This is a genomic window from Streptomyces sp. NPDC055966 (assembly GCF_042269865.1).
Classification (GTDB): Bacteria; Actinomycetota; Actinomycetes; order Streptomycetales; family Streptomycetaceae; genus Streptomyces.
The window spans coordinates 1-26,041 of sequence record NZ_JBHJYK010000038.1 but is presented as its reverse complement, the minus strand read 5'-3'; the positions used below and the strand labels follow the sequence as shown (position 1 = coordinate 26,041).

The window sequence follows — 26,041 nt, the reverse complement described above, 5'->3', positions numbered from 1 at the left end:
CAGGCAGTTCGCTCTCGCCCACTCGAACCATCCGCATCGCGAAATCCACGGCATCTGGTTCGAGGCACCGCTTCTCCCGGTGGCTGGCGTCCCCGGGGACGCCGGTCCGTCCGCGCGGGACGACGTCATCCGTCCGCTGCCGGGGCGGGAACAGCCGCGCTTCAGCGGGCACGAGGCCGTGTCGGAGCCGGCACATCGAGCACGACTGATCCATCTGATGCGGCTGTCCCTGGCCCCGCACCCGGACCGAAGGTCGTTCGGCCACCGCTCGCCGTGGCGTCCCTGAGCGAAAGCGGCCGGCGGTCAGGTCCGGCGGGCGAGCACGCTCAGGAGCGGTGCCGGATCGTCGCGGAAGTAGAAGTGACCGCCGGGGAACCGGCGCACCGTCACGGACTCGGTGCTGTGCTCCTTCCACTGCGTGAGGGCTTCGCCGGTGACGACGTCCGTGTCCCCGCCGAGCACGTCGAGGGGCACCGGGAGCGGCTCGCCCGCCTGGTGACGATAGTTGTCGAGCAGGGTGAGGTCCGCGCGGAACACCGGGAGGAGCAGGGCCATGAGGTCGGCGTCCGCGGCGATCTGCGGCGGGATGCCGCCGTAGCGTTCGTCGAGGGCCGCGACCAGCTCGGCGTCCGTCTTGTCGGACACCCGTGCCGCGTGACGCGGTCGGTGTGGTGCGGGGCACGCCGACACGATGAGCCGTTCGGGCAGCGGGCGGCCCCGGGCGACCAGTTCCCGTGTCACTTCGTAGGCGACCAGCGCGCCGAGACTGTGCCCGAAGAGATCGTAGGGCGGTGTGAACTGCGTGGCGTCGAGCAGCTCGCGTACCACCGTGCCCAGGTCGGTCAGCGGTGGTTCGGCGGCGCGGCTGCCGCGTCCCGGGAGGCAGACTCCGTACACCTGGGTGCCGGGCAGCTGCTGGCCCCAGCGGACGAACTCGCCGGGGAACCCGCCGGAGTGGGGGAAGCAGTACAGGTGGCGCTCGGGGGGCTGGGCCAGGGGGCGGCCGGTCAGCCAGGGGCTGCGGCGGGTGGCCGTACCCAGCGGCGGGGTGGCGGTCATGAGGCGGAAGTCTCCTTGGCGGAATCGGATGCCGCACCGCGCTCCTGGAGCAGCGCGGCGATCGCCGACGGGGTCTGGGAGCGAAGGACGTCCCCGGCGTTGAGGGTGACGTGGAACGAGGCGGCGGCCCAGGCGGCGAGCTTCGTCGCGGTCAGTGAGTCACCGCCGAGGTCGAAGAGACCCTCGTGCGGGTCGATGTCGGGATGGCCGAGCGCCTGTGTGAAGGCGCCGAGTACGGCGTCCAGCACGCTCGGGTGCTGCGACGGCCGGCCGGCCGCTGTCGCCGCCTCGGTCTCCGTCCGCGGTGCCTCGGCCACCTGCGGCGCGGTGGGTGCGGGCGGCGGCACCGGACGGCCGTGGGGTTCGGACGGCACCGCGGGCGTACCGGGCTCGGGCGGTGCCGGCACCAGGTGGTTCCGGCGCTCGAACGGGTAGGTCGGCAGCGGTACCCGGCGGCGTGGCTGGGCGCCGTGCAGAGCCGGGAAGTCCGGCCGGGCGCCGCGGACCCACAACTCCCCCACGCCGGACAGGAGCGTCGCCGTCTCCGACGTCTCCTCCGCCGGGTGCGGGGCGACGTGGACGACGGCCTGCTTGCTGTCGTAGCGCTCGTGCTGGCGGGCAAGCGTGGCCAGGGTGCGGCCCGGGCCGACGTCGACGAGGACGCGGTCCGGGGTGCCGAAGAGGGTGTCCAGCACCTCGCCGAACCGTACGGGCCGGCGCAGGTGCCGTACCCAGTGGGCGGCGGTGCGGATCTCCTCGGGATCCGCCCAGGAGCCGGTGGTGTCCGAGAGCACCGGCAGGGCCGGCCGCTCGCGGGGCAGTGCCTCGACCGCCTCGGCGAAGCGGTGCGCGATCGGGTCGACGAGCGGCGAGTGGCCCGCAGTGGCGATCCGCAGGACCCGCGCCTCGATCCCCCGGCCGGTCAGTTCCTCCGCGAAACGGGCGATGGACGCGGCCGGTCCGGTGACGGTGCACTGGCCCGGGCCGTTCACCGCGCCGATCGTGACATCGGCCGGGAGCATCGGCTGGACCTCGGCCTCGGGCAGGCGTACGGCCGCCATCGCGCCCGCGGGCACGGTGGCGAGGAGCCGGCCGCGCTCGGCCACCAGCCGGGCCGCGTCGACCGGTGAGAACACCCCGGCGACGCAGGCCGCGGCGTACGCGCCGAGACTGTGCCCGGTGACGGCGCTCGGTCGCAGACCCCACGACATCAGCAGCCGTGCGGTGGCGTACTGCACCGCGAACACCGCCGGCTGGCCGACGCCGATGGTCGCCAGCCGCTCGGCGGCGGCCGGCCGCTCCGCCTGCGTGCCGGGATAGAGGACCTCCCGCAGGTCCAGTCCGAGCGGACCCGTGACCGCCTCGGCCACCTCGTCCAGGTGCCGCCGGAACTCGGGCTCGGCGTCGTACAACTCCGCGGTCATGCCGACGTGTTGACCGCCCTGGCCGGGGAACAGGAAGACCTGTTCGACGTCGGACGGCGCGCCGACGCCCGTCGCCGCCGCCCGGCCGCGCAGGGCGTTCACCGCTTCCCGCGTGTCGCCCGCGACCACGAACCTGCGGTGGGCGTGGTGGGCGCGGCCGGACTGCAGGGTCCATGCCGCGTCGGCCAGATGCGTCGTCGGGTGCGCTTCCAGGTGGTCGGCCAGGCGGCTCGCCGCGGTGTCGGCGGCCTGCGGGGTCCGGCCGGAGACCACCAGCAGTTGCCTGCGGCGGACGGGTGTGGAGGCCGCGGGCGGTGGCGCCTGTTCCAGCACCACGTGTGCGTTGGTGCCGCCGACACCGAGCGCGTTGACTCCGGCGATCCGCGGGCCGTCCGTCGGCCACGCGCGCGTGCTGCCGCTCACCTCGAAGGCGGACGAGGCGAAGTCGATGGCCGGGTTCGGCTTTCGGTAGTGCAGCGTGGCCGGGACGACGCCGTGCTCCACGCTGAGGACCGTCTTGATGAAGCCCACCACGCCCGCCGCGGAGTCGGCATGACCGATGTTCGTCTTCACCGAACCGAGCAGGCAGGGGCCGCCACCACGGCCGGTTCCGGGCCCGAAGGCCCGGCTGAGCGCGGCCACTTCGATCGGGTCGCCGAGCGCGGTGCCCGTGCCGTGCGCCTCCACATAGCCCACCTCGTCCGGATCGACGCCGGCGGCCTCGTGGGCGAGACGGATCACCTCGGCCTGGCCCACCACGCTCGGCGCGGTGAAGCCCGCCTTGTGCCGGCCGTCGTTGTTCACCGCGGAACCCCGGATCACCGCGTGCACGTGGTCGCCGTCCGCCAGCGCGTCCGACAGCGGCCGCAGGACGACCACGCCCACCGCGCTGGCACCGACCGTGCCGTCGCTGTCGGCGTCGAACGCGCGGCAGTGGCCGCCGGCCGCGACGATGCCGCCCGGGGTGTAGCGCATGCGGGGCAGGTGCGGCACGACGCTCGCGCCGCCGGCGAGCGCGAGGTCGCATTCGCCGTTCAGCAGCGCCTGCACCGCCAGGTGCACCGCCACCAGGGAGGTCGAGCAGGCCGTCTGCACGGTCAGGGCCGGCCCGGTCAGGTCCAGGTGGTAGGCGATGCGGGTGCTGACGAAGTCGGGCGCGGTGGCCTGCCGCAGCCGCCATTCGTCGAGGAAGGGCAACTCGTCGATGCGGGCGCGGACCGCCTCCGCGTACCCGTTGTTCCCGGCTCCGACGAAGACGCCCGTCACGGGTCGGTCCTCGCCGCCGTGCCCGGCCCGTTCGAGTGCTTCATGGGCGCACTCCAGGAGCAGCCGCTGCTGCGGGTCGGTGATGAGCGCGTCGTGCGCCGACAGCCCGAAGTAGGCGGCGTCGAACTCGCCCACCCCGTCGAGCACGCCGTAGGCCGGTACGTAGTCGGGGTGTGCCGGGTCGGCGCGGTCGGGCAGGACGGAGATCGTCTCGCGGGCGGCGCACAGGTTCTCCCAGAAGCGCTCCACGTCCGGGGCGCCGGGGAACCGGCCCGCCATGCCCACCACGGCGACGAGGTGTTCCTGGCCTTCCTGGTCTTCCTGGTCTTCTTGCTGGTCGTACGTCATCGGGAGTCCTTCGCGGGGTCGGTGCGGGTGACCTCGGCGGGGTCATCGGTCGAGGGCGCGGTGGGCGGGGACGCGGTGCCCAGGGCGCCGAAGACGAACAGGGCGGCGGCCGTGAGCTGCAGGGCGGCCAGCCCCCAGAAGGCGGGGGTCAGTCCGGCCTTCTGGGCGAGCGTGCCGGACAGCACCCAGCCCGCAGTGCCGCCGATCAGGGCCAGCGCGGTGGCGACCGTGAGTGCCTCGGGGCGGTGCTCCTCCGGGATGCGCAGCACCCGGACGGTGGCGACCGGCGCGGAGGACACGCCGTTGAGGAAGCCGACGCACACCAGCAGGCAGAACAGGCCCGGCACACCGAACGGCAGCGGCAGTGCGAGGAAGCCGGCGCCCAGCGCCACGCGACCGGTCAGTGCGAGGGTCCTGGCGGGCACCCGGCGCAGCAGCCGTCCGGCCAGCAGGGTGCCCGCGAGCGCGCCGCCGCCGAAGGCGGTCAGCAGGGCGCCCGCCACGACGGAGGAGCCGTGCTCCCGCGTCACGGCGATCACCGGCAGCAGCGCGAACAGCGCCTGCCAGGCCATCTCCCCGAGTGCCAGCGCCACCGACCAGTTGCCCAGCAGCCGGTCCCGCATCAGCAGCCGGAACCCGGCCGCGGGCGAACGACGCCCCGTGCCCTTCCCGGTCGTGGGCGTCTGCGGCAGGCACAGTCCCAGCAGTACGGCCGAGCAGGCGAAGGACACCGCGTCCACGATCAGCACCGTGGGCGCGCCGAGCAGGGAGATGAGGACGCCGCCGAGCACGGGGCCCAGCAGCACGCTGAGCCGGGTCGCGCTCTGCAGGGCGGCGTTGGCCCGGCCGAGCAGTTGCTCGTCCTCACCGACGACGCCCGGCAGGATGGCCTGTTGGCTCGCGGCGTACGGGGCGTAGAACGCGCCGATCGCGAACATCACCACCACGAACGTGGCCGTGTTCAGGCAGTCGAGGAAGTACAGCACCGGCAGCAGTGCCACCAGCGGGCCGCGGACGGTGTCCCCGACGAGCATGACGGTGCGCGGCCCGAGCCGTCCGGTCCAGGAGGCTCCGAAGAAGCCGAACACCGCAATGGCGGCCAGCTGCGCCGCCATGACCAGCCCCATGTCACCTGCGGATCCGGTGAGTTGCAGCACGAGCCACGGCATGGCGACCGCGCTGAGCTGGGTGCCGAGCATCGAGATGGTCTCGGCGACGAGGAGCACGCGCAGGGTCCGGTGCTGCCGGATGCCGGGCGCGGGTGTGACCGGGGAGGCCGGTGTGGTCCCGTTCGTCATGATCACGCACCTTCCTTCGTACCGGGACGGCGCCGGCCGCGCCGGTTCTGCCTGCCGGAGCGCTGCGGACGCCTGGGCTCGGCGATGCCGTCGGTGGACTCGCCGGACCGACGCGCCGAGTCGAGTGCCTTCGCCAGCGCGGCGACGGTCGGGTGCTCGAACAGGGCGGTGATGGGCAGCTCCCGGGCGAAGGCGGCGACGACCCTGCTGTGCAGCTTGGCCAGGGCCAGGGAGTTGCCGCCGAGGTCGAAGAAGTTGTCGTGGACCGAGACCGCGGCGAGCCCCAGGACCTCCGACCAGAGGGCGGCCACACGCCGTTCGGTGTCGTTGCCCGGTGCGACGTGACCGGCCGCCCCGACCAGGTCGGTGCGCTCGGGCCTGGGCAGCGCGGCGTGGTCGACCTTGCCGCTGGTGGTCAGTGGCAGGGCAGGCAGTACGACGACGGCCTCCGGCACCATGAAGGCGGGCAGCTCCGCCCGTGCGCGGCGCAGGAGTTCGGCGCTGTCGGGGCGGTGCGCACCCTGCGGGGTCACATAGGCGACGAGGGCCGGGGTGCGCTGCGGGTCGCCGGTCACGGCGGCCTGGGCCACTTCGGGCCGGCGCAGCAGGAAGTGCTCGATCTCGCCCGGCTCGATGCGGTAACCACGGAGCTTGAGCTGCCGGTCCGCCCGGCCCAGATACTCCACGGTGCCGTCGCTCAGGCGGCGGCCGAGGTCGCCGGTGCGGTAGGCCCGCAGCCGCGCGCCGTCCAGTTCGATCGTGCGGAAGCGGTCCGCCGTCAGTTCCGGACGCCGCAGGTACCCGACGGCGAGGCTGTGACCGGCCAGGTGGATCTCGCCGGTGGTGCCGAGCGGGCAGCGTCGACCGGCCGCGTCGAGGACGAGCATCCGCACGCCGGCGATGGGCCGCCCGATGCAGTTCAGCGGCGCGGTGCCGGAGCCGTCGACGATGTGCTCCGAGGCGGCGACGGTGTTCTCGGTGGGGCCGTAGGAGTTGAGCAGCCGGTAGGGCAGCCCGGCCGGCGGACGCTGGGAGAGCGCCGCGCCGCCGATGCCCAGCCAGCGCAGCCCGCGCGGAAGGGCGGTGCCGGTGCTCCACATGGCCTCGGCCAGCGCGGTGGCGCTGAACGCCACGGTCGCGCCCTTGCGGTCCAGCCACTCACCGAGCGTGGACGCGGCGACGGGTTCCTCGTGCGGGACCAGGCAGGCGCCATGGGCGAGGGCCTGCCACACCTCCATCTGCGAGGAGTCGAAGCTGACGCTCAGCAGGTGGGTGCAGCGGTCCCCGGGGCCGATGTCCTGCGTGCTGCCCACCGACCGTACGAGGTTGGCGAGGCCGCCGTGGCGGACGACGACGCCCTTGGGGGTTCCGGTGGTGCCGGAGGTGTAGATGACGTAGGCCGTGGCCTGCGGAGACCATGCGGGAAGAGCCTCGGCACCGTTCTCGGCCGCCTCGGCCGGTGTCACGTCCGTGACGTCGACGACCGTGGCCCGGCCGGTCGACGGCAGCGTGATCCCAGCTCGGGTCAGCAGCACGTCGGCCCGGACGTCGTCGAGGACGAACTCCTGCCGGGCGGCCGGCCAGGACGGGTCGAGCGGGCAGAACGCGGCCCCGGCGAACCAGGTGGCGAGCATGCCGACGACGAAGTCCTCGCCGCGCTCCAGGAGCAGCCCGACCGTGGGCTCGTCGGCCGGGAGGTGCGGGCGCAGTGTCCCGGCCAGCGAGCGGGCGCGGGCCACCAGCCCGGCGTAGCGGAGCGCCCCCCGGCTGCTGTCGATCGCCGTCGCGTCGGGCCGCACGCGCGCCTGCTCCAGCACCAGTTCGGGGACGGTGGTCGCGGGACCCGGCAGCGGGCCCTGCTCCCATGTGCGTATCCGGTCGAGCTGCTCGTGCGGGATCAGCTCCAGCCCGGTGACCGGGGCGTCCAGGTTCTCGGGCAGTTGGGCCAGCAGCGTGGCCAGGGTGTCGGCCATCTGTGCCACGTCGTCGCGCCGGACGAGGCCGCCGTGGTAGGCCATGCGGCCGCGCAGTTCGCCGCCGTCGAGGACGAGCGCGACGGTCAGCCCGAGCTTTCCGGTGTACGCCGCGTCGCCGCCGTCGAGTTCGACCGCGCGCAGGGCGCGTCCGCCGAGCGTCGGCGGGCGCACCGCGGCCGTGCTGAACGCCAGCGAGACGTCGCAGTAGGGGGTACGGCCCGGCCTGCGGGGCGGGTTGATCCGGTCGACGACGTCCTCGAAGGCCACCTCGCGGTGCGCGAAGGCGTCCAGCGTCGTGTCCCGCATCGCTTCCAGCGCCTCGCGCACGGTCGCGTCCTGCCGCAGCCGGGAGCGCAGCGCCACGGTGTTCAGGCACGGCCCGAAGACGTCTGCGAGGCCGCCCGAACCGCGGTTGGTCATCGGGCTGCTGATCACCACGTCGTCCGTACCGGTGCGGTGGCGCAGCAGGATGCCCAGTGCCGTCGCCGCCGCCATGAACGGGGAGATGCCGTGCCGCTCGTGGAGGGCGCGCAGCCGCTCGCCCACACCCGCGGGCATCGGTATGTCCACCACCCCGTGCGGTGCGGGTTCCTCGGGCGCGGGCAGTTCCACGTACGCGGGTGCCCCGTCGAGGTGTTCGCTCCAGTACGCGAGATCCGTCTCGTGCCGGGCGCCGGCGCGGGCCGTCTCCTGGGCGTGGACGAAGTCCCGGTACCGGGCGGGCCGTCGGCCGTCGGCGAGTTCCACGAGGAACGCGGCGACGGAGTCCGCGAGGCGGGCCGCGTCGGCGGCGGACACGCGGTCGCCCCGGTGGGAGAGCACGGCGTCCAGTTCGCCGTCCTGTTCGGCCACGGTCAGTGTGATGCCGAACTTGGCCTCGTGGGACCACAGCGACTCGGCGAACACCGGGCGCAGTACAGCGCCGCCCAGCACGGCGCGCCGGTCGCCGCGCAGGTTCATGTTGAGCACGACGTCGCCGTACGGCGGCCGGTCCGCTGCCGGTTCGGGGCGCAGGCGGGCCAGTACGTCGTCGAAGGGCGTGCGGGCGTGCTCGAAGGCGTCCAGCACTTCTGTGCGCATCGCGCGCAGCGTCTCGCGAGCGGGGGCGTCGCCCGCTGTCGAGGAGCGCAGGACGACGTGGTTGAGGCAGGGGCCGAGCAGGTCGGCGGAGCCGCGGTCACGGGTGCTCGCGGGAACGCCGAAGGTCACCCTCGGCAGGCCGCTCCATCGGTGCAGGCCGGTGGCGAGCGCCGCCGCCATGAGCATGAACCAGGTCGCTCCGTGCTCGTCCATCACCGGTCGCAGTCGGCCCAGCAGCCCTTCGGGGAGTGCGAGGCGGACTGCTCCGTCGGCCTCTGTCCGCACCGGCGCGGGCAGGTCCAGCCGGGCCGGCCAGCCGGCCAGCCGGTCCGCCCAGAAGTCCAGGTCGGCGGCGCGGTGCGGGTCTCCGGAGCGCTCGGCGGCGGCGGTGTGCTCCCGGTACTGGAGTGCGGGCGGCTCCGACGGCAGCCCGGCGAGGCTGTCGCGGTAGCAGCGTTCGAGCTCGCGCAGCAGGACGGGCACGGACTCGCCGTCCACGACGAGGTGGTGCAGGCAGAGCATGAACGCCTGGCCACACGGCCCGCAGTCGGCGACGGCCGCTCGCAGCAACCGGCCCGAAGCCGGGTCGAATTGGCGGCCGGCGGCGCCGTCGAGCCAGCGCGTGGCCGTCTCCTCGGGGCCCTCCGCACCGGTGGGCTCGCACATCTCGATCCTGGGCCGCCAGGGCGCCTGGACCACCTGGCGCACGGTGCCACCCTGTGCGCGGAACGCGGTCCGGAGGATCTCGTGCCCGGCGACGAGGCGGGCGAGCGCGTCCTCCAGGACCGCCGGGTCCAGCCGGCCTTCGACGGTCCAGCCGAGGAAGACGTTGGCGGGCGAGCCCTGGCCGGTCTGTTCCGCCAGCCACATGCGCCGCTGGAAGGCGCTCGCGGGCGATGCGGGCTCCGTGCCGGGTGCCGCCGAGCGGTCTCCGGGACCGGCAGTCGCCGAGGCCGTCGCCTCCGGTGCCACAGTGGGCGTGGCACCGGGCGTGGGCGGGGCGGCGTCGGCGGACGACCGGCCCGAGGCCCGGTCGATCAGGTCCGCCAGGTCTCCCAGGCGCGGCGTCTCGAACAGCGTCTTGATCGGCAGGTCCGCGCCGAACCGCTCGGCGATCTCGCCGATGAGACGCACCGCGAGCATGGAGTGCCCGCCCAGCCCGAAGAACGAGTCGTCCTCGCTCACCGTCGGCACTTCGAGCAGCTCGCGCCACACGGCCGCCAGCACGGCCTGGGTACCGGCACGCGGCTCGCGCCGGGCGGGAGCGGCGAGGGCGGCGGTCTGCGCCCGCAGCGACACCACGTCGACCTTGCCGTTGACGGTGAGCGGGATGCTCGCCACCACGTGGAACAGCGAGGGCAGCATGTACGAGGGCAGTCGGCGTGCCAGATGGCCGCGCAACTCCCCCGCGCCCAGCCCCTGTTCGCTCTGCACCACGGCGATCAGCCGGTCGTCCTCCGCGAACACGACGGCGTCGGAGACGTCCGGGTGCTCGCACAGGCATGTCTGCACCTCGCCCGGCTCGATGCGGTAACCCCGCAGCTGGACCTGGGAGTCGGCGCGTCCGATGAACCGCAGGCTGCCGTCGGGCAGTTGGGCGGCGAGGTCGCCGCTGCGGAACAGGGTGCCGTCATCGAACGGCGAGGGCACGAAGCGCTCGGCGGTCAGTTCCGGCCGGCCCAGATAGCCGCCCGCGACACCGTCGCCGCCGACGTAGATCTCACCGACCGTGCCGACGGGCAGCAGCCGGCGGCCGGTGTGCCGGTCCAGGAGATACAGCCGCGTGGTCGGTATCGGCGTGCCCACGACGCTCGTGTCCGTCTCCATGTCGCCACGGGAGACGGTACGCACGCTCGCGTGCACGGTGGTCTCCGTGATGCCGTACATGTTGACCAGCCGCACGTGCGGGAACCGCTCGGACCACTCGGTCAGCATCGCCGGTCGCAGCGCCTCACCGCCGAAGATCACATAGCGCAGCGCGGCGAGTCCGCCCGGTGCCGAGGGCCGCAGGCCGAGCAGCCTGCGGAAGGCGCTCGGCGTCTGGTTGAGCACGGTGACGCGTTCGCGCTGGAGCAGGTCGAAGAAGAGCCCGGGGTCCCGGGTCTCGTCCTCGGAGACGAGCACGACCCGGCCGCCGTGCACCAGGCCGCCGAACAGCTCCCACACCGAGAAGTCGAAGGCGTAGGAGTGGAACATCGTCCACACGTCCTGCGGTCCGAAGCTGAACGGAAGCCGGTCGTTGACGAGCAGGCGCACCAGGTTGCGGTGGGTGAGGACGACCCCCTTGGGCCGGCCGGTGGTGCCCGAGGTGTAGATGCAGTAGGCGGGCGAGTCGAGGGGGACCGACGGCAGCGGTGTCCCGTCGTCGTCCCGGTGCGCCGGATCGAGCAGTTCGTCCAGGGCGAGCACCTGCCCGTCGAAGCCGTGTCCGTCCGCCGCGTGCGACGGGGCGAGCGCGAGCCGCACGCCCGAGTCCGAGAGGATGAACTCCCGGCGCTCGTCCGGGATGGCGGGGTCGATGGGCAGGTAGGCGGCTCCGGCCAGCAGGGTGCCCAGGACCGCACGCACCTGGTCGGCGCCCCTCGGGAACAGCAGGGCGACCAGTTCTCCCTGTCGTACGCCTGCGGCGAGCAGGCCGCGGGCGACCGCCTGTGCGTCGGTGAGCAGGGCGCCGTAGGCGACCGAGTGCGCGCCGTCGGTCAGTGCCACGTCCGCGGGCCTGGCCTCGGCGCGGCGCCGGATGAGGTCGTGGGCGGGGGTCTCGTCGTAGTGGGCCTCGGTGGCGTTCCACACCCGCAGTTGGGTGTGGCGCTCCGCCTCGGACAGGAGGTCGATGTCGGCCACGCCGGAGTCGGGCCGCTCGCTCAGCACGCGCAGTGCCGTGACGTAGTGGGCGGCCATCGCGGTGATCTGGTCGTGGTCGAAGTAGCGGCCGTTGTACACGAGATGGGCGCGGTGGCCGTGGTCGCCGTCCGGCCGCAGGCACAGGTGCAGGTCGTACTTGCCGCGTCCCCCGGCGGCGTCCACCAGGCGTGCCGTGGTGCCCTCCGGGGCGGGCAGCGCCGCCGCGGCGGGGAGGTAGCTGTACAGGACGTCGAAGAGTGCCGTACGGCTCATGTCCTTCGACGGGTCGACCAGGCGGACCAGCTCGTCGAACGGAGCCCGGTCATGGGCACGGGCGTGGGCCGTCTCGGCCGCGGTGCGTTCGACGAGTCCGGCGAACGAGAGGTCCGCCTGCGGGCGCAGGCGCACCGGCAGGAGGTTGCTCAGCGGTCCGACGACATGCCGGTCCTGCTCCCGCCGCCCGGCGTGGGACAGTCCGAGCACCATGTCCTCCTGGCCGGAGTACCACTGGAGCACGGCAGCGAAGGCGGCGAGGGCGACGTCCGCCACCTGCGCCCCGAGCCGCTCGGCGACCCGGCCCAGCGCGACGTCGGCGGGCACGGTGAACGCCACCGACCGCTCCTCGTAGACGTGGACGGCGTCACGGGTACGGCGCTCCGGCAGGCGCAGCGGGTCGGCGGGCGGCTGTAGTACGGCGGCGCGGGCGGCGAGATGTGCCCGGCGGGTGTCCTCGTCGTCGGCGTCGCGCCACGCCTGGTAGCCGGTCGGCCGCGGGGCCCGCGCGTCCGGCCCGGCCAGGATCTGCCCGGCCACCGTCTCCAGGGACACCCGGTCGATCACGGCCTGGTGCCCGCACAGGGCGATCCAGCCCCCGGAGGAACCCTCGTCGGGCCGGACCGCGATCCGCAGGAGCGGACCCGCGGACAGGTCGAACGGCGTGCGTGCCCATTCCGTCAGGACGTCCGGGACGTCGACGCCGACCCCGGCCCCGGCCCCGTCACCGGGCGCGGCCCGCAGCCACTCGGGCACGACGGTGGCGTCGGGCCGCACCCGCTGCACGACCCGGCCGTCCAGCTCGACCAGTTCCGTACGCAGTGCCTCATGGGCGCGTACGACGGCCGCGACCCGGTCCGCCAGTTCGGCGCGGTCCGGCAGCTTCTCCAGGCGCAGGAAGAGCGGGAGGTTGTGATAGGTGGGCGCGCCCGGGTAGAGATGGCCGTTCTCGAAGCGGTCCACGAACCACATGCGTTCCTGGTGCGCGGAGGTCGGGTGTACGTCCCCTGCGGCCGCGACCGGGGTGTCCCCGTCGGTGCGGGATGCCTCGGGGTCGCTCGCCTCGATGTAGTGGGTGTCCAGCTCCCTGAGCAGGATGTCCTCGCACTCGCCGTCCCACAGCAGGTGGTGCAGGCACACGAAGAGCACTTGGCCGGCCGGCCCGAGTTCGATCAGCGCGGCGGTCAGCAGCCGTCCCGAGGCCAGGTCGAAGGGCTCGTGGGCCGCGGTGCGGATCCAGTCCTGCAGCGCGGCCTCGGGGTCCGGCCGGTCACCGAGGTCGACCCGCTCGACTCGGGGAGCCCACGGAGCGCGCACGGTCTGCATGAGATCGCCGTCGACCTCGTGGAACGCGGTGCGCAGGATCTCGTGGCGCTCGATCGTCGCGGCCAGGGCCCGGCCGACGCCGACGGCGTCCAGCGGGTGTTCCACACGCCAGGCGAGCGGCACGTTGTAGGCGGCCTGGTCACCGCCCACGCGCTGGGCCAGCCAGATACGGCGCTGGAAGCTGGAGGCCGGGAAGACGTCTCCGACGCCTTGGACCGGGTCCCCGGCGGCGGAGGTCTCCGGGCCGGCGGTGGCTTCCCCGGCGGCGGGCGTGGCCGTGACGGCCGCAGTGGGCTGGTCGGACGGGTCCTCGGCCGAACGGCGGGTGTCGGCGGGAGCCGGTGAGGGCAGCGCGTGGGCGGTGAACTCCGCCAGCCGCGGGTGGTCGAAGAGCAGCCGGATGGTCGCGGTGGCGGCCGGGAACCGTTCGCGCACCGCGCCGACGAGCATCTCGGCGAGCAGGGAGTGGCCGCCCAGCTCGAAGAACGAGTCACCGGGCGCGACGGCCCCGGTGCCGAGCACGGACTGCCAGACCTCGGCCATCACCGTCAGACGGGCGTCGTCCTCGACGCCGGTGGCGGCCGGCGAGTGGTCGCTGTCGCCGCCGTCGTGTGCGGTTCCGTCGTGTGCGGTTCCGTCGTGTGCGGTGCCTCCCGCGTCGGCGGCCACCGCTGCCGCCACGCCGCCGATCCCGGCCCGCGGGTTGTCCGCCATCGCGCGCAGCACGGCCAGATAGTCGTCGGCCATGGCGCGCACCACCGAGGCGCCCAGCGAGCCCGCCGGGTCCTTCCACAGCAGGTGCGTGCCACAGCTGTCCTCGCGGACCATGAGCGCGAGGCGGAAGCCGGCGGTGCTCTCCATGTCCAGCAGGCTCAGCCGTGCCTCTGCGCCGTCGTGACGCAGCCGCACGTCGTGGACGTCGACGCCGTCGCGCAGTCCGGCGTGCCAGTACTGGAACACCGTCTGATGGGTGCGCCGTTGGGCGTCGGGGCCGGTGAGTCCCGCGGACCGCATGATGGCGGGCAGCGGCAGATCGCCGTGCGCCAGGCTCTCCTTGACCCGCGCGCGGACACGGCCGAGCAGGTCGGTGTAGGTGTCGTCGTCGCGCACCGGTACCCGCACGGGCAGCGCGTTGACGAAGTAGCCCACCCGCCCGGTCAGTTCGGGCAGGCAGCGGCCGTGGTACGGCAGGAACGACAGCACGTCCGACGCGCCGCTGTGCCGCCTCAGCAGCGCGAAGTAGGCGCCCATGAGCACGGTGGCGAAGGACATGCCTTCCTCGGTGGCGCGGGTGCGCAGGGCGGCGGCCAGGTCGGCCGGCAGCTTCTCGCTGATGACGGTGTACCGCGGCTCCTCCGAGCCGGCCGGCAGCGCGAAATCGCCGCCGAAGTCGCCCAGTTCCGCCTTCCAGTGGAGGCGGTGGGCCTCGCCGGACGGGCCGTCGGCCAGTTCGCGCGAGTGCGCGGCGAACGCGGCGAGCGCCGGGGCGTGGTCCTCGCGGGGCAGCGGGTCGCCCTGGTAGGCGGTGCGCAGGGCGTCCAGGAGCAGCAGGATGGAGGCGCCGTCGTACACCAGGTGGTGCACGGCGATCAGCAGGACCGTGTAGTCCGGGCCGTCGATGAGGTCGACGCGCGCGAGCGGTCCGGTGCGCAGGTCGAACGGGGTCTGCCAGGCCTGGCGGATCGCGGCGTCCTGGCCGAGTTCGGTGCGGCTGCGGCGGACGGGGATCTCGGGTGCGTCCGACCAGTCGAGGACGGATCCCTCCTGTCCGGTGCGCACCCGGGCCCGCAGCTGCGGGAAGGCCTCGCCGACCTCGGCGACCGCCAGGCGCAGCCGTTCGAGGTCCAGGGTGCCGCGCACCCGGAAGGGGGTGGGGATGATGTGGCTCCACTGCCCGGGGTCCAGCTTCCAGGCGACCCACATCGCCTCCTGGCCGACGGACAGCGGGACGCACTGCGCGGGGGTGTTCATATGGCGCTCTCTTCGGTGCGGTCAGCGTGCGACGGGCGGGGTGTGCCGTCGGGGGTGAGGAAGCCGAATCCGGCTCCGGACATCCAGGCGGTGGTGACCGCGGTGACGTCGGGGGCGGGCGGGCACTGGAGCCGGCGGTGCAGATCGTCGATCCGCTGCCTGGCCGCGGTGCAGAAGATGTCGGCCAGCGGCTGGGCGCCGTCGTCCCCGGACGCCGACAGGGTGGAGGCGCGGGCCAGGGTCAGTGACATGCCGAGCAGTTCCCTGGCGGTGCCGGCCAGGAGGATCAACGTCCTTTCCTGGGCGGCGAGTTCCTCCCGGTCGGGGTGGCGCCGGGCGAGTTCGAGGCAGGTGCGCCCGAAGTCCCGGGTCCGGTCGGCCGCCCAGTGCAGGTGGTCCAGATTGCGGGGCGTGAGGACCGTGCCCGTGGTGTCGAGGGGCACCGCGCCGTCCCGTAGGAGTTCCTCGGCGTGTTCCGGTTCCGGGTAGTAGTACGACAGGATCGACAGCCGTCCGATCCAGTTGTCGATCTGGAAGTCGACACCGCCCGAGATCCGGAGATTGCGCAGATCGCGCAGGTACCGCTCGACGGGCACGGGCGGAGCGCCACGCAGTCGCTTGCTCGCCGCCGTCTCGTAGCCCTCGGCCGCCAGCAGGGACATGGCGCGCTCGGCGATGTCCCAGGCCAGCAGTGAGGCCGCGTTCTTGACGGCGTTCTGCTCGAACCGCAGGTTGAGGTTTCTGTCCTGGTCGTCCGGGAGCAGGCACCACTGGGCCATGGTCTCGATCGTGAACGTCTCGGCCAGGCTGTCGGCCAGCCGGCGCCGCACCTCGTCGTACTCCGACAGCGACCGCCCGTCGATGACACGGCGGGACGCGAAGTCCCGCATCCACCCCACGGACAGCCGGGCGACGGCCAGCGCGGGCGCCGCGATCAGGTGCATCCGGCCCCGGCCGACCAGGCGTGCGGTCGCGGGCGTCGTCCGCACGACATGCCCGGCGTCACGCTCGACCAGCATGTGCCCGCCGGTGACCCGTACGTCCCGGAACTCCAGCCAGCCGTTGGGAAATCCCTTGATGCCCATGTAGGTGTGCCAGTCTCCGCTGGTCACGCCGGGGCTGTCGGTGCGGACGAAGAACATCCGCACCCGGTCGGCCCCGTCCTCGTGGACGGTGGCCGAGACGCTGACCAGCTCGGCGACGGGTGCGTGTCCGACGAAGACCTTGCGCCCGTTGAGGAGGTAGTCGTCGGTGCCGTCGATGCGGGTCGCGGTGGTGAAGCGGCGCTGGTTCGCCGCGCCCTGGGGCTCGCTGTCGGCACTGGCGGACCGGGCGCCGCGGCACACCACGTCGCCGAGCAGCTCGCGCAGCGGCCCGTCCGGGACGACGGACAGGAAGGCCCCGGCGCCGAGCGCGTTCTCGATGGCGAGGGAGAGCGCCACCGGGGTGCAGTGCGCCGCGGCCGCCGACACCATGCGGAAGGTGTTGTAGTGCGAGAGTGCATGTCCGCCCAGGGACGTGTCCGCCTGGAGGGCGAAGTAGCCGCGAGCGCCCAGTTCGTCGAGCAGGCCCTCGGGCAGAGCGGCGAGCGCGTCCACGTCGTCGGCGTCGACGCGCTCGCGCAGCAGGGCGTCCAGTTCCTCGGTCATCCGGTCGCCGGTCCGCGCGTCGGCCGGGTCCTGCACCGGGAAGTCCCGGATGAGGTCCCAGCGGAATCGTCCCTGGTACAGCTCCTCCAGGAAGCTGACACGGTCCGGGTCGCTGGTCGCGTTCCGTGTAGTCCTTGACGGTGAACTTGCCAAAGGAGGTCCTCACATCGAGGTCGGTGCCCGTGATTGGGGCATGCCAAGTCACCCTGTGTGTGAGCAGGGGTGGGCGAGCGTGGCGGTGGGAGGTGGAGAAGAATGAAGGGTTCGGGGAAGAGAGGTTCGGGCAGGAGGGACTTCCGGCAGGAAGGGGGCCGGGCGTGGGCGCTCAGGACGCCCGCCGACTGTCCTCTACGGCCGGCTACACCCGCGCCCGTACGTTCAAGCGCCGCATCCAGTCGTCGAGTTGGAGCACCATCTCGGCATCGGCGCGGCCCAGCCAGCCTCCGCGGTCGAGCAGTGCCGGGTCCTCGGTCGTACGACGGATCGCCGGCAGGTCGACGAGCGGACGTGCGGGCGCGGTGGTGTCGTCGAGGAGATCCCGCAGCCTGCCGACCAGTCCGGCCTTGTAGTGGGGGTCGTAGGTGATCGGGTAGGGGACCTTGGCCCGGGTGAGCACCGACGGCGGGACCACGTCCCGTCCCAGCGTGCGCAGCAGGCTCTTCTCCCTGCCGTCGAAGGACTTCATCGCCGCCGGCACGTTGAACAGTACGGAGAGCAGGCGGTGGTCGGTGAAGGGGAACCGCACCTCCAGGCCGGCCGCGGTACTCAGCCGCTCGGAGTGGAGCACCGTCTGCTCCAGCAGCCGGGTGACGGTGAGGTAGTCCACCTGACGCGCGAGCCGGTCGACCGGAGCCGCGCCCGGCAGATGGGGAACCTCGTCGAGTGCTTCACGGAACATGCGGTCGACATGACCGTCGACGTCGACGTCGTCCAGGAGCGCTCGGTCGAAGAGCCCGGTGCCGATGCCGTACGGCATCCCGAACCGCCGCGACCGCTCGATCCACGGGAAGGAGGTGAGGACCCGGCCCTCGTCGATGGCACCGCCCAGGCCCCCGAACAGCGCGTCCGCGCCCTCCCCGCTGAGCACGACCCGCGCATGCCGCGCCACGTGCCCGCTGAAGAGATAGGGGGTGATGTTCTTGTCGCCGAACGGTGTCGGCTGATCCTTCGCGGCGAGCACCTCCGCCAGGGTCACCGGGTCCAGCAACTCATCGGGCCGGACCGCGACTTCCCGGTGGTCGCATCCCCACAGCCGGACCACCTCCTCGGCGTACGGCCGGTCCGGGACGGGCGCGGACGTGTCGCCGAACAGGACGGTGAAGGTCTGCGGCGCGCTGCGGCCGCCGGAGGCGACAAGACCCGTCAGCACGCTGGAGTCGAGCCCGCCCGACAGCAGCACGGCTGCTCTCTCGCCGGGCTCGACCCTGGCCACCGCGTCCTCCAGCAGATCCCTGAGGTGCTTCACGGTGCTGTCGAGGTCGAGTTCGTGGGGGCGGGCCTCCAGGCGCCAGTACGGCTCCTCGGTACGGCCCTCCGCCGCGATGCAGAGGGTATGACCGGCCCGCACCTCGCGCACACTGCGCAGTACGCCCTGACCGGGGCTGCGCAACTGCGTGAGGACGGCACCCAGTCCAGCCCCGTCGAGCTCGGCCCGCACCATCGGATGGCGCACGACGGTGGCCACGTCGGAGGCGAACACGACCCCTTCGGGGGTGAGCGCGTAGCTCAGGGGCTTCACACCCAACCGGTCGCGGCCGAGGAGCAGTTCTCCGGTGCGGACGTCCCAGACGGCGAAGGCGAACGTCCCGTCCAGATGAGCCGGGGCGGAACGGCCCCACCGCAGGTAGGCCTTGAGCACGGCGCGCGCCGCTGTGCTGCCACCGGTGACCGGCATGTCCGAACCGGTCGTCGGGAAATCGAGGTCGCTGGGGGGCAGCACATGTCCGTCGCACACCGCGACGGCGAGGGTGTCACCGAGGTCATCGGTGACGACCGCGGCCCGCCAGGACTGCGGGGACCGCGGTGGCTGCGGGGCCTGCGCCGAGTCCCTCTGGATCAGGGCGACTTGTCGTTCCTGCCATACTGTGCCGCCTGCGCGGCCACGGACGACGAGATCGGAAGCCATCTGCTCGACCGTCAAGCCGAAAGACCTTAAATCCCGGCGTCGATCGAGCCAACCGGCAATACCGGACACACTTTTCCTTACGTTCAGGCAGTGCAGGGATGTCGACGCTTGAACACATGGCTCAAGTTGCGTGGCGTCTCATGGGGACCGAAGAGGCCAGGGAACCGGAGCCGAACGTTCGACAATCGTGATCTTAGTGAGCGCCGCCGCCGCACGTCTGTGATCCATTTCACCGACCGGTCCCGGAACGGGAACACCCTCGACAAGCTCCGGGAGAGCACCGACGGGCCGAAGCCCGGGAAACACCGCCCACTGCCCTGTCCAGCAAGGATGCCCACGCCCCCGGAATCCCCCAACGGCCCACCGCCGTTTACTTTCACGCCACCACGATGTCTTGTTTTCCTACTCCAATTTTCCTACCGCAAACGCAGATCGCCATCTTCCGAGGCCAACTCCGGTAAAAGGGCGTGGCACTCCCGACGTCTTCGTCGTCAGCATCACAGCCGCCACTGAGACCGGCATCGATCTGCCGACGGAGTACCGGCCATGACCCGGGGCACGCTCATGCCGGCCGAGCAGGGCTGCGGCAACTTCATCCGGCTGATCCTGAAGGGCCCGCCGGTGATGTCTGGCAGATCGATCCCGACTGGGGCGGCTTCGTACCGCTGAGCCCCGGTGCCGTGGACATGGCCGCCCGGCGACGTGGCCGTCATCGAGCTCCGGCTCCTGACGAACCGCCGCGACGATCTCGTCCGTGACCGCACCCGGTCCACCAACCGCCCCAGGTGAGGCTGTGATCGCCCGGCTCGTTCGGACACTCGCCCAGGAGGTCCGGATCCTGAACGACAAGCTCGCGGGATCGACCGGGTCATCGAGGCCTTGAGCCCAGATCCGAGACCGGCACCGCTACGACGCAGCCCCGAACCAGCCGACCGGCTAGTCCGGGGGATCACCCGACCGCCACAACCAGCGCAAGGCATCAGGGAGCAGGACCCCACCGTGGTTGGGGCTGTGGCCGCCGTCGCCCAGGACTAGGCGGAAGTCGTAACCGGCTTCCGCGAGCGCGGCCGCGACACGCAAGTTGTCGGCGAGCCAGTTCGCTTCGGGCTCGTTCCAGCGCAGATCACGATGGCCCGCCTGCAGGAAGACGCGCAGTGGCTTGCGGGGAACGCCGGGGATCAGTTCGGGGTACGGGTTGCCACCTGGCATCTGCGTGAAGCTGGACAGGTACCCGATGACACGGCGGAACGTGTCCGGGCGCAGCCACGCTGCCGTAAAGGCGCAGTTGCCGCCGCTGCTGCCACCGCAGATGCCCCACCGATCAGGGTCCTCTGCGATCGTGTACCGCCGCGTGACCTCGGGGATGATCTCGTCCAGGAGGAAACTGACGTACCGGTCGTCGAACGCGTCGTACTCGGTGTTGCGATTCTTCGGGTCCTCGGCGTCGGGGAAGACGCCGGGGTCGACGAACACCCCGATGGTGACCGGGATGTCGCCGCGATGGACGAGGTTGTCCAGGACGATCGCGCCACGGACCTCTCCTTGGGGGTCCAGGTACCACCGTCCGTCCTGGAACACCATCAGCGACGCCGGCTGTGCGGGGTCGTACTGGGCGGGCACGTGAACCCAGAACCTGCGGGACGTGACTGGTAGGGCACCTCGCTCATCACGCGGGCCAACCTGGGAGAGATCACGAACCCTCCCAAAGGGGTTTAGCAGCCATGTCTCACGGACTGGCCTCTCCATGGGGAAGCCAGTGGGTGCTTCAGTCCGCCATTGGGAACCTCCCGCCACAGGCCGGGGACCGCCGGTGGCGAGGGGCGGTCCCGGCCGTCCTACGCCAGGCCGCGAGGCCGTCGGTCCGCCGGGCGCGCGGGCGGGATCGGGCCGCCGGGAAAGTCGCGGGGGCCGGTCCACAACGCGGGTACGGCGTCGCAGCGGCGGCACAGCTCATAGGCGATCGCCTCGTAGTTGACCCGCCAGCCCTGAAAGTGCGGCCACGCCTCCTTCGGCGGGCGTTCGGCCCGGAAGCCGGCCAACTCCAGCATGTCCACGGCCGCGTCGAACTCGGCGAAGGTGAGCCGGATCGTCGCATCCGGCGACGGGTCGATGTCGAAAGGGATGCGCAGCGCGCGGGCGATGTCACGCAGAGCGGTGAAGCCGGCCCGCAGCACCAGCCGGGCCTCCGGCGGGGCGAGCCGGGGGTCCAGCGCCAGCTGCATCGCCGCCGCGTCCATCACCGCGACAAGCCCGACCAGCCAGCTGCGGTGCGGACGCGGCGACCGGAAGGTCAGCAAGATGGGGTACGTGGAGTGGCTCTCGCCCATGTCCGCGGCGAGCCGCTCCCAGGCCCGGTACAGCGCCGGCAGGGCGGTCTCGGTGTCGACCAGCCACTGCCGGGCGAGGATCTCCGGCCCCCAGGCGGGCTCGCCGGCCCGTGCCTGGAGCAGGGTGACCTCCAATTCGCGACGGTTGTAGGCGGCGTAGAGGGTGGGCAGGTAGGCGATCTGCAGGGCGATCAGAACGGGGCCGGTGGCTGCGGCGACGAAGTCGAGCACCGACAGTTTCAGCCTTGCTCCACTGGCGAAACCGAGCGTGAACAGGCTGGACCCGGCCTCCCGGAACGCGGTGGTCCAGGACAGCGGGGACAGCGAGTACAGCAGGAGGCCGAAGCCGAGGAGCGCACCGGCGAGCCAGCTGGCGAGCATGCCGATGAGCATCAGCGGGGCGAGCCAGGTCTGGGCGCGGTCGATCGCGTCGTAGCCGCCGCGGAGGGCTTTGAGCCGCAGAAGTCTGCGCAGTGTCCACCACAGGCGGAACACCAGCGCGGAGTAGAGGCCTCGGGGTACCACGAGCGTGCGCAGGATGCTGGTCAGGACCAGCGCCAGGACCAGTACCCCTCCCGCGGCGACGATGTATTCCATGGGCCTATCTTCGCGCTCAAGGAGGTGGATGATCAGCTTGGTGCGCGGGTGCGTGTACACAGGGCGGAGGCGTGGTTCCCCGCGCCCGTTTCACCTCGCCGCATTCCCATCACCGCAGAGCTCAACCGGCGAGACCCCACGATCAGTCTACGAACGGCTCCGGCCCCTCGTCTGCGCGCTCCCCACCCACGCCGCGCCCTGCCCCAGCCGACGCCGCACCACCCGGTCGAGCTCGCGATCGAGCTCGTGATCGAGCCTCGCGAAGCCCGACGAAGTGCCCCGGATATCCGGATTTACCGACAGAGATCACGTTCAGCTCGTTGAATTCACCTGGTATTACGCTGTCATGAGCCATGCCTTGTGAATCCGCAGCAGCTACCGAAACCGACTGGTTTCACGTGGCAATTCGGGGCGAGCTCGACGCCTCACCAGCAGAAATGGGAAAGGATTACCGGGAGTTGCCCGTCCGCCGCGCCGGAGGTCTGTTTCCGGCCGGTTCCACACGCTTCCTCCGGTCGATTCCGCATCAATTCCCCCTGCTCGGCGCCGAACGCGCGCGTTACAGGCAAGCTTGCGGGGCGAAGGCACGCGAGTGGCGGCGAGGTCGTGCCTATCCTCCGGTTGACGGGTGAAGATTGTGCATTAGGGTGAATGCGTTCCTGCCGATCACCACCGAACGGCAGGACGCCCCAGGGAGTTCCGCCCCGTCCGTTCCCAAGTCGCCCGCGCGCGGCCGAGTTGATCCGTGGCGTCGTATCGTGACGGCGTCACAGCCGAATGGCGGACCCTTTCTGGGTGCTGGGTGGGCATCCGGCACAGCGCAACCCTGTGCCGGCCATCGGCCTGTCCCCGGCAGCCGCGACCGATTGCGCTGGTAGCGGCGGTCCCCGCTCCCCACTGCCCTGAAACTGAATTTCCCTCATGGTGATGACGATTCAATATGAAGCGGGAGGCGCCCGGTGATATTCTCCCGTGCGTCGCGAGAACGCCGTGACGCAGCGGATGCCGCGGCGCAGTCACCGGAATCAGCAGAGCCTCCGTCCACTCCTTCACCCCCGACGCCGAGTCCGCTGCCCGACCTCGTGCCGCTGACCGCGGAGGAAATCGCCCTGATGCGCGCGAGCGTGGCCGTGGTCGGTCCGTACGCAGCGGACATGACGGTGTATTTCTACGCCATTCTGTTCGCACGCCACCCCGAGGTGCGCGGGCTCTTCCCCGACAATCTGGACGTCCAGCGCGACCGGCTGCTGCGCGGCCTGCTGCAGATCGTCGACCTCGTCGACGACCCGGAGAACCTGATCCGGTTCTGCGGCAGGCTGGGCCGCGACCACCGCAAGTTCGGGGCGCTCGACGGCCACTACCCCGCGGTGGGCGAGTGCCTGCTCACCTCCCTGGCCCGCTACGCCGGCCCGGCGTGGAGCCCGGAGCTGGCCGCCGCATGGACGCACGGATACGACGTCGTCGCGCAGGTGATGATGCACGCCGCGAGGGAGGACGCCCGCACGGCGCCCGCGGTGTGGGAGGCGGAGATCATCCACCACCTGCACCGCGGCCATGGCATCGCGGAGATCACCGTGCGGCCCGACGCGCCCTACCCGTACACGGCAGGCCAGTACGCGAGCGTGGAGACGCCCTGGCACCCCAAGGCGTGGCGCTACTACTCGCCCGCGCACGCACCGCGACCGGACAACACCGTGACCTTCCACGTGCGTGCGATCGCCCAGGGCCAGGTCAGTCAGGGCCTGGTCTACAGCGCCAAGCCCGGTGACGTGGTGCGGCTCGGACCCACTCAGGGTGACATGACGCTCGACCCGCGCACCGAGCGGGACCTGGTGTGCGTGGCCGGCGGGACGGGCATGGCCCCCATCAAGGCCCTGGTCGAGGACGCGGCCCGCACCGGGACAGAGCGCTACGTCGACGTCTTCGTCGGCGCGCGGACCGCTGAGGAGCTCTACGGCCTGGACGACATGCTCAGGATGTCCCAGCGGCACCACTGGCTCTCGGTGCGGGCCGCGGTGTCGCACGAGCGTATTGCGGGGCTGGAGGGCACCCTGCCTCGGGTGCTGAAGGAGTTCGGGCCGTGGTACCGGCACGAGGCGTTCCTCTCCGGGCCGGTGGACATGGTCACGCAGGCCAGAGCCACCCTGGCCCGGCAGGGTATCCCGCCGGAGCGGATCCATTTCGACCCCTTCGACGTGCCCGCGCTTGAGGCCTCGTTGCTGCCCCGGCAGTTGCGGGAACCGCCCGAGGACTGAGCGCCCGGCCCGACCCGGCCGACCCGGCCCCGGCCGTGCTGCCACCCGCTTGCCGCGCCCGCCCGCCGGACCGGTATGAGTGCCAGACCCCGAGCAGGAGACAATCCAGTGCAGCTCCCCCCTTCGCCCTATTCAGCTCGGCGCCGCCCACCGGCGCAGGAGGCCGTTCTGGCGGCCGCCGAGGTGTTCATCCGCCAGTACGCCGCCGAGAACCCGGGCGACGGCGATCCGCGCCGACGGCTCGCGGAGGTCACCGCGCAGGTGGACCGCTTCGGCACGTACGAACACACTCCGGCGGAGGTGGCGTTCGGCGCGCGGGTGGCCTGGCGCAACGCGGCGCGCTGCATAGGCCGGCTCTACTGGAACAACCTGATCGTGCGGGACCTGCGGCACGTCACGCATCCCGACGACATCGCCAGTGAGTGCTTCGAGCATCTGCGGATCGCGACCAACGGAGGCCGTATCCGGCCGGTCATCAGCGTCTTCGCCCCCGATCGCCCCGGCCGTCCCGCCGCCAGGCTGCTGGGTGAGCAGTTGGTGCGCTACGCGGACGACCCGCGCAGTGCCCACCGGGTGGCGCTGGCCAGGGACTTGGGCTGGAAGGGCGGCGAGACCCCCTTCGAGGTGCTGCCGCTGCTGGTCCAGCCCGCTTCCGGCCTGGCCCCGGAGTTCTACGAGGTGCCCGAGGACGCCGTGCTGGAGGTGCCGTTGACGCATCCGCACCATCCCGGATTCGCCGACCTCGGTCTGCGCTGGTACTCGGTACCGGCCGTCAGCGACATGTCGCTGGAGATCGGCGGGGTCACGTACCCGGCCGCGCCCTTCAACGGCTGGTACATGGGCACGGAGATCGGCTCGCGCAACCTCGCCGACACCGACCGATACAACCTGCTGCCCGCCGTCGCCGAACTGTTCGGCCTCGACACCCGCAACGAGCGCACCCTGTGGCGCGACCGCGCCCTGGTCGAGCTCAACCTGGCCGTCCTGCATTCCTACGAGCAGGCGGGGGTGAGCATGGCCGACCACCACACGGAGTCGCGGCGGTTCCTCGCCCACGTGGACCGCGAGAGGCGGCACGGGCGCCCGGTACCGACCGACTGGAGCTGGATCGTCCCGCCCCTGTCCGGAGGCGCGACCGCGGTGTTCCACCACTACTACGACCCCGAGGATCCCGACCTGCGGCCGGCCTTCGTACACCGGACCACAGGAGTGCCGACAGGATGCCCCTACGGCACGGCCTGAGGGAGCGTCTGATCCAGGTGGCGTTGGTCAGCCGTTCCATGCCGTCCAGGCGACGGCCAGAGCTGGTGGCCGAATAGCCCATCACCCCGCTGCGGAAGAAACGGGAAGCCTCGGCGCCATCGACGAAGAGCTCGCTGCCTCGCAGGTCGTGCGGACAGCTCGACGGTGACATCCATTCGGGTGCCGCCGTCCTCTGCCGCCAGGGCGACGTGCGACCGTGTACGCCGGGGGACGAGGCGTCCTCCGGCTCAGGCGTTGAGCCAACACCTCGCCGGAAGCAGCGTGCCGCGGCAACCGGTGCGACTCGACAGTTCACCAGAAGCCGGTGTTCCACGACGCTGGACAGCCGCGGCAGCCTCATGATCCCTCATAGATGGCGCGCTGATCGCGAATCTGGCTGCGATCTCGCCGGCCGCGAGTCGCCGCCTCTGAGGTCCTCTAGGACCCGCCAACCGCACCGCTCACTCGCCAACTGCACCGCTCCGTCACACCGGGACCGGTCAGGCCGGAGTGCAGCGCCTCGATGCCGGGTGAACTCCATCAGGGCGCGGGCTCGCGGTCGGCGTCGCGCGACAGCTGACTCGTCGCCACTGCGCGACTCCTGCCGGGCCATCTTCGGCCAGCCGTTCCATTAACACGGTTCAACGCACGGATTTCAGAGCGACACGCGGGGGGCCTGGGGTGAGCAAGCGTCAGCAGATCAACCGGAAGGACTAATAGTCATTCAATCTGCCTTCCTTCTCTGGTCACTTGACATCCCGACGGAGGGGCAGACAGGGCTGCAGATACCCCGATCGGCCCTCTGCCACACACTCCCGATATGACTGATATGACAGCCATGAGTACGTTTAGTCGCAGTCGGCTGACGAGCCGACATCTCCGTGAGAACAGACAGGAGAAGCGACATGAAGCTCGCTCGTTCCACCATGGTGACCGCCACAGCCGGAGCCGCCGCGGCACTCGCCGTCACCGGCATCACCT

At 72.0% G+C, this 26,041-nt stretch carries 10 protein-coding genes; 2 read left to right on the top strand and 8 right to left on the bottom strand.

Going from position 1 to position 26,041, the window contains the following annotated elements:
* Positions 1 to 303 precede the first annotated feature (303 nt).
* From ACFC8N_RS45410 to ACFC8N_RS45375, 8 genes are all read right to left on the bottom strand, one after another.
* A complete protein-coding gene (locus tag ACFC8N_RS45410; RefSeq protein WP_356037649.1) occupies positions 304 to 1,059 on the bottom strand; it encodes an alpha/beta fold hydrolase in 756 nt (251 codons plus the stop codon).
* The gene (locus tag ACFC8N_RS45405; RefSeq protein WP_376295521.1) at positions 1,056 to 4,097 is read right to left on the bottom strand and encodes a type I polyketide synthase; all 3,042 of its coding nucleotides are present in this window, start codon (positions 4,095 to 4,097) and stop codon (positions 1,056 to 1,058) included. Before ACFC8N_RS45405 ends, ACFC8N_RS45410 begins: the two co-directional genes overlap by 4 nt.
* The gene (locus ACFC8N_RS45400; RefSeq protein WP_376295520.1) at positions 4,094 to 5,395 is read right to left on the bottom strand and encodes an MFS transporter; all 1,302 of its coding nucleotides are present in this window, start codon (positions 5,393 to 5,395) and stop codon (positions 4,094 to 4,096) included. Before ACFC8N_RS45400 ends, ACFC8N_RS45405 begins: the two co-directional genes overlap by 4 nt.
* A gap of 2 nt (positions 5,396 to 5,397) precedes the next feature.
* Positions 5,398 to 14,865, bottom strand: coding sequence for an amino acid adenylation domain-containing protein (locus ACFC8N_RS45395; RefSeq protein WP_376295518.1), 9,468 nt, complete (start codon positions 14,863 to 14,865; stop codon positions 5,398 to 5,400).
* Positions 14,862 to 16,667 (bottom strand): acyl-CoA dehydrogenase family protein, encoded by a 1,806-nt coding sequence (locus ACFC8N_RS45390; RefSeq protein ID WP_376295517.1) that lies wholly within the window; start codon positions 16,665 to 16,667, stop codon positions 14,862 to 14,864. The genes ACFC8N_RS45395 and ACFC8N_RS45390 overlap by 4 nt, the downstream gene beginning before the upstream one ends.
* Positions 16,668 to 16,872: 205 nt before the next feature.
* Positions 16,873 to 18,639, bottom strand: coding sequence for an asparagine synthetase B family protein (locus ACFC8N_RS45385; protein WP_376295515.1), 1,767 nt, complete (start codon positions 18,637 to 18,639; stop codon positions 16,873 to 16,875).
* A gap of 936 nt (positions 18,640 to 19,575) precedes the next feature.
* Positions 19,576 to 20,385 carry an alpha/beta hydrolase gene (locus tag ACFC8N_RS45380; protein ID WP_376295557.1) on the bottom strand — a complete coding sequence of 270 codons (810 nt, stop codon included), beginning with the start codon at positions 20,383 to 20,385 and terminating at the stop codon, positions 19,576 to 19,578.
* 89 nt (positions 20,386 to 20,474) lie between these two features.
* Positions 20,475 to 21,563: a hypothetical protein gene (locus ACFC8N_RS45375; RefSeq protein ID WP_376295514.1), complete on the bottom strand. Its 1,089-nt coding sequence runs from the start codon at positions 21,561 to 21,563 to the stop codon at positions 20,475 to 20,477.
* 1,112 nt (positions 21,564 to 22,675) lie between these two features.
* On the opposite strand from ACFC8N_RS45375, the gene ACFC8N_RS45370 reads away from it, so the two are divergent.
* On the top strand, positions 22,676 to 23,818 hold the full coding sequence (locus ACFC8N_RS45370; protein WP_356037634.1) for a globin domain-containing protein: 1,143 nt from the start codon (positions 22,676 to 22,678) through the stop codon (positions 23,816 to 23,818).
* A gap of 108 nt (positions 23,819 to 23,926) precedes the next feature.
* The gene (locus ACFC8N_RS45365; protein ID WP_376295513.1) at positions 23,927 to 25,060 is read left to right on the top strand and encodes a nitric oxide synthase oxygenase; all 1,134 of its coding nucleotides are present in this window, start codon (positions 23,927 to 23,929) and stop codon (positions 25,058 to 25,060) included.
* The last annotated feature ends 981 nt before the right edge of the window (positions 25,061 to 26,041 follow it).